We start from the raw sequence: 10,824 nt of genomic DNA, 5'->3' as shown, positions 1-10,824 counted from the left end.
GTCCGGTACAGGGCTTCGCCGCACACGGCGGCGGCCAGACGCCGCCCGTCGGTCAGCATCATCGTCAGCCGGCCGGTGGTGACGGCCGTGACCTGCCCCACCACCGAGGCGAGGGCCTCCTCTGGTGCTGCGCCGGCGTCGAGTCGGTCCAGGGTGAGGGCGAAGAGCACCTCGGAGTCGGCCGCCCCCTCGACCCCCGTGAGCCGCCGGTCCGACAGCGCCCGGCGAAGGGTGGCACCCGGTCCCTCTGCGAAACCGTCCACGACACCGTTGTGGGCGAACAGCCACGGTCCCCAGGTGAACGGCGGCGTGCCACTCTCCTCGGCCGGCGCCGGGGGGGTGGCGCTGCGCACGCCGGCAAGGACGGCGCCGCTGCGCACCACGCCGGCCAGGCTGGCGAAGGAGCGGTCGGCCCACATCGGTCCCGCCCGCCGGTAGCGCGCCGGCTCGGGCCGGGTCGAGAGGTCGTACCACCCGGCCCCGAACCCGTCGGCGTTCACCGTGCCGTGCGTCTGTCGTTCCGGGGCCCAGGACTGGCGCAGCAGCGAGTGCTCCGGCTCCAGCAAGAGCCGCTCGAGCGTCACGGGCGGGCCGAGGTAGGCGACCAGTCGGCACACGGGCCCTTCTCACGCGTCCCTGGCGCAGCGAAAACCGGCGAAGATCTGGCGTCGGATCGGGTAGTCCCAGTTGCGGAACGTCGCGCGGATCGCGGTCGGGTCAGTCGCCCACGAGCCGCCCCGCAGCACCCTGTACCCGCTCGCGTAGAAGACCTCCGAGTACTCCCGGTACGGGAACGAGGCGAACCCGGGGTAGGCCAGGAGCTCAGAGGCCGTCCACTCCCACACGTCACCGATCATCTGGTGGCAGCCCCACGGGCTCACGCCGGCCGGATAGGCCCCCACGGGAGCGGGGCCGAGATGGCGCTGGCCCAGGTTGGCGAGGGCGGGCGCGGGATCGTCATCGCCCCACGGGTAGCGGCGCTTGTGTCCGTCCGAACCCCATGAGGCCGCCTTCTCCCACTCGGGCTCGGTCGGCAGGCGCTTGCCGGCCCACTGGGCGAAGGCATCGGCCTCGTGCCAGCACACGTGCTCGACCGGCTCGTCGAGGGCCAGGTCGTGACGGCGGCCGAAACGGATCTGTGACCAGGAGGCCGCACCGTCGGACGTCCACCCGCCGGGGTGGGCGAGCCCTGATTCCTCGCGCCATGCCCATCCTGCCGCTGACCACCACCGGGGGTCCTGATAGCCCCCTGATTCCACGAAGGCCAGGTACTCGCCATTGGTCACGGGCGCCGCGTCGATCCAGAAGGGCGCCAGATCCACGACGTGGGCGGGCCGCTCGTTGTCGTAGGCCCACGGCTCGGTGTCGGTTCCCATGACGAAGGGCCCCCCGTCGACGAGAACCTCGCCGGAAACGATGCCGCCCGACGGGGTGGCCGGCGCCGTGGGGAGCCAGTCGGTCGGCTCCGCCAGGTTGAGCGTGGCCAGCATGGTCTCGATGTGCTGGTGCTCGTGCTGGACGACCATCCCGTGCACGAAGGCTCCCGGCGTCAGGTCGCTGGCCGGTGGCGGCGCGCTCTGGGTCGGTGCCTTGCCACGAGAAGACCGGGGGAGCGTTCTGGTCGGACCATCGTCGAGCGAGAGCCGCTCCAGCAGGTCGAGCACTCGGCCCCGCACCACGGCGGCGTAGTGGCGCGCCTCGGCGGGGCCCATCATCGGCAGCGCCGGGCGGTCCCGCCGCGGGTGGCGGAAGGCGTCGTAGACGGAGTCCCACTGCGGACCCACAGCGGACCCACCCAAGGCCCGAAGCAGCCATTGCTCCTCGTAGTTGCCGACGTGGGCCACGTCCCAGACCAACGGCGACATGAGCGGCGAGTGCTGGCGGACCAGGCCGTCGTCGGGAACGGGAGCCAGGAGGTCGAGCGAGCGACGCCGAGCAGACTCGAGGCGCCCGGCCATCAGGGCGTTCAGGTCCACGACGCCTCCAGTGGAGCGACGGCCGACCCGTCGACGGCGGCGGCCCACTCGTCGAGCCGGTCATCGGCGGGACATCGCTTCTTCCCCACGTAGACGTCCCGGTAGCGGGCGACCACCTCGGCCGTGGGTGCGTCGATCCCGAGGCGGCTGCAGGCGGCCAGGGCGGCGTCGAAGCAGGTCTCGGCGGCTTGGGACAATTCGGGGTGGCTCGGTCCGCACCGGGCCGCGTCCCGCCACGAGGCCCGACATCGAGCGGTCGCGTCGGCGGCCACCGAGGACGCCTCGTCGTCGTCCAGCAGGCAGGTCGCGACGACCACGGGCACGCGCCACCAGGGATCGGGCAACGCGTCGATATAGCGAAGCTCGAGCCAACCCCTGGGCCTGACCGGCGGGAACAGCGTGGTCAGGTGGTACTCGAAGTCGGAGACGGTGGGGAAGCCGAGCTCGTGCCCGGTCGCCATCCACTCGCCGAACGACAGGCCGTTGCGAACAGGCACGAAATCGTCAGGGGTTCGCCGGATGAGCATCACCTTGGCGGCCATGGCGTAGTCGACCCAGGCGTCGGCCCATCCCCTGTCCTGGCTCACCGGGGAGGTGCGGGACGGATCGATGCCCAACCACGTGGCCATCCGGGTGGAGCACCAGCCGGTGGGTCGGCCGGCGGCGATCGGGGAGTTGGCGAAGGCGGCCACCATTACCGGTCCCAGGGCGTGCGCCAGCCGCCACCGGCGGCCAACGGCGTCGGGGCCACCGATATCGAGGTTGACCTGGATCGCCGCCGTGCTGCACATCATGGTCGAGCCCCCTCGCCCACCGTCGGCGCCGAAGAAGGCCTCCATGGCCTGGTAGCGGGGGCCGTCGACGACCCGCCGGGGGGATCGCAGCGGATCGAGCCCCATGCCGACCAGCCCGATGTCATGCTCGGCCAGGGCGGCGCGCACCGCGCTGGCGTCCTGTCCCAGGGCCTGGCAGGCCTCGGCGACGCCAGGAAACGCCGCCGAGCTGAGCTCCACCTGACCGCCCGGCTCGAAGGTCAAGGAGCTGCCCCCGGGCAGCGCCGACGTGCCGTCGAGCGCGGCCTCGACCTCGCCGAAGCCGAGGTCGCGCGCACGGTGGAGGGAATGGCTGAGCCACTCGATCTCGGCGCCCACGAGGGCGGCGGTCGAGGGGGGGAAGCACCGCTCACGCACCAGGACCTGCACGCGTTCGAGGTCCAGGTGCCGCGTGGGCGTCGGCACGAAACGCTTACCGATGCCCGAAGCGCGCGGTGACCCAGACGGCGTTGCGCACCGGGGCGATCCACAGCTGAAGGCCGCTCATGGTCATTTTTCCTTCCCGGGGGAGGGTTGTCGTTCGTTCGTTACCCAAGGTCATTTGTACCCAAAGTGATAAGTCCCGCCGGTCCAAGAGGCAGCCTATTGTCTGGATGCCGTCGAGGCGAGGTCACCTCCATGCCCGCTGCGCTGCTCACCGACCTGTACGAGCTCAACATGGCGGCCAGCTATCTCCGCCGGGACATGGCGGCTGAGGCCGTCTTCAGCCTATTTGTCCGCGACCTCCCGCCGACCCGAGGGTTCCTGGTCGCCGCCGGACTGGATGACGTGCTGTCCTTCCTGGAGGGCTTTTCCTTCACCGAGGACGAGCTCGCCTACCTCGCTACCATCGGCTTCCACGGCGAGAGCCTGGAGGCGTTCCGCCAGCTTCGGTTCACCGGCGACGTGTGGGCCGTCCCCGAGGGGCGCGTCGTGGCCGCCAACGAGCCGGTGCTCGAGGTGAGCGCGCCGATCGCCGAGGCCCAGGTGGTGGAGACCTACATCCTCAACCAGGTGACGATGCACACGACGCTGGCCACCAACGCGGCCCGTTGTCGGGTCGCCGGGCGGGACCGCGTCGGCATGCTCGATTTCTCCTTCCGGCGGGCCCCCGGGACCGATGCGGCGATGGCGATGGCCCGCGCCTGCGCCATGGTCGGATTCGCCGGGACCAGCAACGTCGAGGGGGCACGCCGCTATGGCGTGAGTCCCGGCGGGACCATGGCCCACTCCTATGTGCAGGCGTTCCCGTCGGAGGAGGCGGCGTTCCGCGCGTTCGCCGAGGATCGCCCCGACCAGGCCACCTTCCTCGTCGACACCTACGACACCAAGGCGGGGGTCGAGGCCGCCATCAGGGTCATCCACGCTCTCGGGCTGGACGGTCGGGCATCCATCCGTCTTGACAGCGGGGACCTGGAAGCCCTGGCCAGGTGGTCGCGCCGACGTCTCGACCAGGCGGGGCTGCGGGACGTGCGGATCTTCGCCAGCGGCGGACTCGACGAGTACGCGATCGAGCACCTGGTCGAGACGGGCACTCCCATCGACGCCGTCGGGATCGGCACCCGCATGGTGGCGTCCGCCGACGCCCCCACGCTCGACTCGGTCTACAAGCTCGTGTCCTACGACGGTCGCCCGGTGGCCAAGCTGTCCGAGGAGAAGGCCACCCTCCCCGGCGCCAAGCAGGTGTTCCGCGGCTCGCCGACCGAGGGTGACGTGCTGGCGCTACGCGAGGAGGAGCCCGGACCCGACGCCGAGCCGCTGCTCCAGCCGGTGATGAAGGGCGGATCCCGCCTCACCGGCCCCGTTGCCCTGTCGGCGGGGACGACCCGCTTCGAGGCCGACCTCGGGTGGCTCCCCGCCGGTGCGCTCGATCTCCGCCGCCCCCAGCCGGTCCCGGTCCGGCTGTCCGAGCAGCTGGCCCGGCTGGACCTGGACTTCCGCCACGACCACGGGGGTTGAGCTGGCGGGAACGAGCACGCCCGCCTCACTGATGCCTGGCACTTGTCGAGGAGCCGTCGATGACCCATGGTGATCGTGTGTCGAGCGCGCCCTCGGGCCGCCTGTCCCGCCGGCAGTTCCTCGGCGCCGCCGCCTCGGCCGGGGCGGTGGCGGCGCTCGGCGGGTGCGGGGGCGGCTCCGCGCCGGCCTCCCGACCGCTGGCGGCACCCGGGTCCCTGCCGTTCCCGCGGCTGCCCGAAGGCACGGACACGATCCCGCAGATCGATCACATCGTGGTTCTCATGATGGAGAACCACTCCTTCGACAACTACCTCGGCACCCTCGGTCGGGGAGACGGGTTCACCATCGGGCCCGACGGGCGGCCGACGGCAGCCAACGCCGACGCCACGGGCAAGGTGGTGCGGGCGTTCCGCATGCCCACCACGTGCCAGCAGCAGAACCGTCCCGACAACAGCTGGAACCCCACCCACGTCAGCTGGAACGGAGGGCGCAACGACGGCTTCGTGCGAAGCTCGAGCGGGCCCGTGTCGATGGGGTACTGGACCGCCGAGGACCTGCCCTTCTACCACGGCCTGGCGCGAACGTTCCCGCTCGGCGACCGGTACTTCGCGTCGGTCATGGCGAAGACGTACCCCAACCGCCGGTACCTGCTGGCTGCCACCTCTTGGGGACAGGTGGCCAACCCACTCCCGAGCGCAACTGACCCTCCACCCCCCAACGGAACGATCTTCGACCGTCTCGATGCCCACCGCATCCCGTGGAAGGACTACTACACCAACCTGCCGACCGTGGACCTGGTGCCGTCGCTCGCCCTCCGTGACAAGCAGAACATCGTCCCCATCGATCGCTTCTACGCCGATGCGGCGGCCGGCACGCTGCCGGGGTACTCGATCGTCGACACCGACTTCGTGCATGCGTCAGAGGAGGATCCCCAGGATGTCGTCGTCGGCGAGGCGTTCTCGGCGAAGGTGATCAACGCCGTCATGTCCGGTCCGGCATGGGGAAGGACGCTGCTGGTCTGGACCTACGACGAGCACGGGGGCTACTACGACCACGTACCCCCGCCCCCGGCCCCGCTGCCCGACTCGATCCCACCCGCCATCTCGCCGACCGATCAGCCGGGCCGCTTCGACCGCTACGGGTTCCGGGTGCCCTGCGTGGTCGTCTCGCCCTACGCGCGACGCAACCATGTCTCCCACGTCGTCGCCGACCACACGTCCATCCTCAAGCTGGTCGAGACCAAGTGGAACCTGCCCGCCATGACCTACCGCGACGCCAACGCCAGCAACCTGCTCGACCTCGTGGACCTCCGCTCGCCGCCCGCGTTTCGGGAACCCCCGGCCCTCCCGGCCGCCAACGACAATGCCGCCACGGAGGCCTGTCTGGCCACCGGCCCCGGCCAGATTCCCCCTCCCTGACGCTGGACCCTGATGCTGGGCCCTGACGCTGGGCTCTGACGGTGGGCCCTGGACCTGTGACCTGACCGGTCGGGCCGACCCGCGCCGGGACCGCCGGTCGCGACTGCGGGCCGAGAGTGACTGGGGCGGAAAGTCCGATTGCTGACATTATGTGACAATCGTCACGTAACCGCAACGTTCAGGCCCTTGCAATCTCCGGTGGGCGGGCCATGATGTTGCGCCATGTCTCTCGGCCCGAACCCTGGTTCGACCGTGCCCGACGTCCTGGTGATCGAGTCCTGCCATAGCACCTGGCTGTTCGACACCGAACGACGGCGGTTCCGCCGCGTGCTCAAGGGACTGGATCTCGACGTCGAGGAGGCGTCGACCGCATGGCGCCCCTACTACCGGCTCGACCTGGACTCCCGCTCGGACTCGTTCATGGTGGTCGTCGAACCCGCCGGGTCCAGGGCCCTTCGAGCCTGGCGGCACGTCGCCGGTTGCCCACACTGTGCGGGGGATGTGACCGCCGAGCTGCCTCTCTCCGAGCTGGGGACGCCGGCGTCGGGCTGACCGAACGTCGATTCCCCACTCTGATCAGGTCATTCGACGTCGCGTTTGCGGCCGTTCCGAAGTCGTGTATATAAGTATGGTGGCGTCGTGTGTCGATGGTGGGGTTTGGGGCCTCAGGGGTGGTATGTCGGTAGCCGACGGTTTGTCCCCATTGTCCTACGTGCAGGTTGCGGGGGGCCTTCAGCGATGATCCGATGGCCGACCCGGTGGCCGCGGCGTAGCGGGCTGATGGTCGTCGGTGCCGTCCTCGTCGTCGGCGCCGCGGCGGGCGTCTACCTGGGGACGCACAGCTTCCAGTCCGTGGTGTCGGCCCACGGACAGCCGCAGGCCGGCGGCCAGGGCCAGCCGGCCAGCGCCCAGGGATCGGGCCTGCAGTTGACCTTCAGCCCGACCAACGGCGCCACGGCGGTCCCGCTCAACGCCCCGATCACCGTCAACGCCTCGGGTGGCCACCTCAGCGCCGTGCAGGTGACCGGCCCGCTGGGACAGCCGGTGCCCGGCACCCTCGACCAGGGGGGCGGAGCGTGGTCGTCCGCGCCTGGCGCCCTGGCCCCGCTCACGAGCTACACGGTCCAGGTCACCGGCAAGACCTCCTCGGGCAAGCTGGTCGAGCAGCAGGCCTCGTTCACGACGCTGCAGCCCATCGCCACCCTTACCGACGACATCGAGCCGACCAGCGGGACCGTGGGCGTCGGCATGCCCATCGTGGTCAAGTTCAACCATCCCGTGGCCGACAGGGCGGCGGTGCAGCGGGCCCTGGTGGTGCAGATGTCGACGCCTGTGCTCGGCGCCTGGCACTGGATGAGCTCCAAGGAGGTCCACTACCGGCCCCAGGCTTACTGGCCGACCGGTGAGCACGTCACCCTGGCGTCGAACCTCGGTGGTGTGGACGCCGGCAACGGGGTCTGGGGCACCGCCAGTCGAACCGTGGGCTTCACCGTCGGCGATGCCCACGTCAGCACCGTCGACATCAACAGTCACCTGATGACGGTCACGAACAACGGCCAGGTCGTGCAGACCTTCAAGGACAGCGCCGGCCGGGACAAATACCCGTCGATGGGCGGGGTGCACATCGTGCAGTACAAGACGGCCGACCTGATCATGGACTCGCAGTCGGTGGGCATCCCCCGCAACTCGCCCGATGGGTACTACGAGCACGTGGCCCAGGACGTCAACATCAGCGACGGCGGCGAGTTCGTGCACGCTGCACCCTGGTCGGTCGGTGCCCAGGGCAACTCCAACGTGTCCCATGGCTGCGTCAACCTGGCTCCCGACAACGCCACGTGGTTCTTCAACTTCAGCCAGCGGGGCGACATCGTCACCATCGTGAACTCCCCGAGGCCGCCGGAGCTGAGCGACAACGGGACGGCCGACTGGAACACGCCGTGGGACCAGTGGGTGGCGGGCAGCGCCCTCCCGGTGACCTGATCCGGTCGCGCTGAATCAGGAAAGGGTGGCCGGTGCGTGGGCCCGCGCCGGCACCAGTCCTAGGAGCTCGGCCCGGGTGAGGGGCATGCCGCTCTTGCCCCCCGGACCGCCCTTGACCGCCAGCACCTGGTGGATGCTCGTGCGGCCGGCCTCGAAGTTGAGGGCCGAGCCCGCCATGTAGAGCCGCCAGACCCGGGCCCGGCTGGCTCCGACGAGATCGACAGCGCGATCCCACCCCGACTCCAGGTTGGCCACCCACTTGCGCAGGGTCCTGCCGTAGTGCTCCCGCAGCGATTCCACGTCGCGTACCTCGAAATGCTGGGCATGCGCGGCGCTGACGACAGCTCCCACCTCGTGGAGCTCGCCGTCGGGGAACACGTAGCGATTGATGAACGACGTCCGGGCCAGGCCGGACGTTCCTGGCCGGGAGATGCCGTGGTTGAGCAGGCGACCCTCGGGGCGGAGCAGGCGGTAGAGGTCGCCGAGATACTCGGCAAGACGCGACAGTCCGACGTGCTCGAACATGCCGATGCTGGAGATGGCGTCGTACGGTCCGTCGTCGACGTCGCGGTAGTCCTGCTGGCGAATCTCGACCTGGGACGCCAGGCCGGCGTCGACCACCCGCTGGGCGGCCAGTGCCGCTTGACGTTCGGAGATGGTGATGCCCACCGCCCGTGCCCCGTAGTGCCGGGCAGCGTGCATGGCCAAGGTTCCCCAGCCGCAGCCGACGTCCAGGACCCGCGCGCCGGGCCGCAGCCCGAGCTTCTGGCAGACCAGGTCGTGCTTCGAGCGCTGGGCGTCCTCGAGGGTGGAGCCGGGCGTCTCGAAGTGGGCGCAGGAGTACGTCATCGTGTCGCCCAGGACGAGGTGGTAGAAGTCGTTGGAGACGTCGTAGTGGTGGGAGACGGCCGCGGCGTCGCGGGCTTTGGAGTGGCGGCGGCCCCGCAGGCGAGCCTCCTCCGGCGGCGGGGGCGGCGGTGGCCCGAAGGCCCCCGAGCTTCCTGCTGCCCGCAGCAGGTCGAGCCAGCCCCGCCTGCCCAGGCCCACCTTGTCCGCGTTGTCCTGACCTCGGGCCGCCATAGTGTCGCGCAGGGCCAGCGCTGCGTACACGTCGCCGTCGAGGTCAAGCTCACCCGCGACGTAGGCCCTGGCGGCGCCGAGCTCGCCCGGCGCGTACAGGATCCGCCGGAGCGCCTTGGGGGACCGGATCGCAAGGGTCGCGTGCGCGTGATCGGGACCGAGCGTGCTGCCGTCCCAGAACCGGATGGTGACCGGCGGGTTCGGGCCCACGAAGGCCGTGACCACCGGCTCCAGGAGTCTGGCCATGGAATTCCCATGGCGCCGGCCTCCCGGGCCGCCTGTACCGTCGCCGTCGCGCCTGCCTCCCGGGCCGCCTCTACCGTCGCGCCGGCCTCCCGGGCCGGCCGTGCCGGAAGTGGTCATGGATCGCCCCCTCGCTCGCGTCCTCTCCCGCCGTCCCATGCTATGTCGCCGCCTCGTGACTGGTCCTCTGGCTCAGCGCCCCGCCCCGCACGCCAACACGCCGAGCATGAGACGCCGAACGCGCCCGCCGGACAGTACCCTGGGCCGTAGGTCCAGCGCTCAGGGGCCTCCCCGGAAGGATGTGAGATGGGTCTGTTCAGCCGTGAGTTCATCGCAGTCCCGGACAATGCCAAGGGACAGCTCGTCTACAAGTGGCCCGACCACAACATCCGCCGTCTCAGCCGGGCCATCGTGGACGTCGACGAGACCGCCCTCTTCCTCAACCAGGGCCAGGTCATCGGGACGATCTCGCCCGGTCAGCACCAGATCGACGCCGACGAGCTTCCGTTCCTCGGCGCCTTCATCGACCATGCCACGGGAGGGAACGCTTACCGGGCCGAGCTGTTCTTCGTCGGCACCCGGGAGTATCCGGGTCAGCCCTTCGGGGGACGGGTCGACGATGTCAAGGACCCCCAGACCGGCACCATCGTGACGCTGCGGGTCTTCGGCGAGTACTCCCTCAAGGTCACGGACGCCGTCCCGCTGGTGACCAACCTCACCGGGACCGTGGACGTGACCAACAACGAGGCCATCACGAACTGGGTCGGCGCCCAGCTGCTGAAGGTGATGCGCACCGAGGTGACCCGGCAGATCCTCGGCAACGGCTGGCCGGTGCTGAGCCTGTCGGCGTACACACCTGACATCGAGCAGACCGTCATCGACGGCGGGAACGAGATCCTGAAGGCCTACGGCTTGGCCATCGTGCGCATGGGCAACTTCGACGTGAACCTCGCCGACCAGGACGAGGCGACCCTCAAGTCGCTGGCCAAGGACACCGCTTACTCCAAGCTGGCCGGCGGTTTCCAACAATACGCACAGGGCGAGGCCCTGCTCGGCGCCGGTGAGGGCATGTCCAAGGGCGGGGCGGCCGCCGGCGGCGCCATCCTGGCGACGGGCATGGGTGTGGGCCAGCAGGCGGTGGGTGGTGCGACCCAGCAGCCGCCGGCCCAGGCCCCGCCGCCGACCCAGCCCGCGGTCGGTGCCGGCGGCCAGTCGGCCCAGCCCACCCAGGAGGGACAGCAGCCCCAGATCGCCTGTCCTTCGTGCTCGGTCCAGAATCCGGCTGGGGCCCGGTTCTGCTCCTCGTGCGGCGCCCGCCTCACCCCGGCCGTCACCCACTGCTCGCAATGTGGCACC

The 10,824-nt window shown here is 70.4% G+C and carries 9 protein-coding genes; 5 read left to right on the top strand and 4 right to left on the bottom strand.

Features of this window, described 5'->3' with window-relative positions; translation table 11 throughout:
• The 3 genes from egtC to egtA all read right to left on the bottom strand — a co-directional run.
• Positions 1 to 617: ergothioneine biosynthesis protein EgtC (gene egtC / locus VH112_11710; protein ID HEX4540900.1), on the bottom strand; the 617-nt coding region annotated here is incomplete at its 3' end.
• A gap of 9 nt (positions 618 to 626) precedes the next feature.
• Positions 627 to 1,976 (bottom strand): ergothioneine biosynthesis protein EgtB, encoded by a 1,350-nt coding sequence (gene egtB / locus VH112_11705; GenBank protein HEX4540899.1) that lies wholly within the window; start codon positions 1,974 to 1,976, stop codon positions 627 to 629.
• Positions 1,967 to 3,214, bottom strand: coding sequence for an ergothioneine biosynthesis glutamate--cysteine ligase EgtA (gene egtA / locus VH112_11700; GenBank protein ID HEX4540898.1), 1,248 nt, complete (start codon positions 3,212 to 3,214; stop codon positions 1,967 to 1,969). Before egtA ends, egtB begins: the two co-directional genes overlap by 10 nt.
• Positions 3,215 to 3,427: 213 nt before the next feature.
• Here egtA and VH112_11695 point away from each other — a divergent pair, with 213 nt between their 5' ends.
• The 4 genes from VH112_11695 to VH112_11680 all read left to right on the top strand — a co-directional run bounded on the left by VH112_11695 (position 3,428) and on the right by VH112_11680 (position 8,145).
• A complete protein-coding gene (locus tag VH112_11695; protein HEX4540897.1) occupies positions 3,428 to 4,747 on the top strand; it encodes a nicotinate phosphoribosyltransferase in 1,320 nt (439 codons plus the stop codon).
• 59 nt (positions 4,748 to 4,806) lie between these two features.
• Positions 4,807 to 6,165 carry an alkaline phosphatase family protein gene (locus VH112_11690; GenBank protein HEX4540896.1) on the top strand — a complete coding sequence of 453 codons (1,359 nt, stop codon included), beginning with the start codon at positions 4,807 to 4,809 and terminating at the stop codon, positions 6,163 to 6,165.
• 222 nt (positions 6,166 to 6,387) lie between these two features.
• Entirely contained in the window at positions 6,388 to 6,717 is a 330-nt protein-coding gene (locus VH112_11685; protein HEX4540895.1) for a hypothetical protein, read from the top strand.
• Positions 6,718 to 6,903: 186 nt separating this feature from the next.
• Positions 6,904 to 8,145, top strand: a complete 1,242-nt coding sequence (locus tag VH112_11680; protein ID HEX4540894.1) for an Ig-like domain-containing protein — start codon at positions 6,904 to 6,906, stop codon at positions 8,143 to 8,145.
• Positions 8,146 to 8,160: 15 nt separating this feature from the next.
• On the opposite strand, the gene VH112_11675 is transcribed toward VH112_11680, so the two are convergent.
• Positions 8,161 to 9,471 (bottom strand): cyclopropane-fatty-acyl-phospholipid synthase family protein, encoded by a 1,311-nt coding sequence (locus VH112_11675; protein HEX4540893.1) that lies wholly within the window; start codon positions 9,469 to 9,471, stop codon positions 8,161 to 8,163.
• A 303-nt stretch (positions 9,472 to 9,774) separates the two neighbouring features.
• On the opposite strand from VH112_11675, the gene VH112_11670 reads away from it, so the two are divergent.
• A partial coding sequence (locus tag VH112_11670) for an SPFH domain-containing protein (GenBank protein ID HEX4540892.1) occupies positions 9,775 to 10,824 on the top strand: 1,050 nt, incomplete at its 3' end.

It is taken from the genome of Acidimicrobiales bacterium (assembly GCA_036270875.1).
GTDB lineage: Bacteria > Actinomycetota > Acidimicrobiia > Acidimicrobiales > AC-9 > AC-9.
The sequence above is the reverse complement of the archived record's forward strand: the minus strand, read 5'-3'. Positions and strand labels throughout refer to the sequence as shown.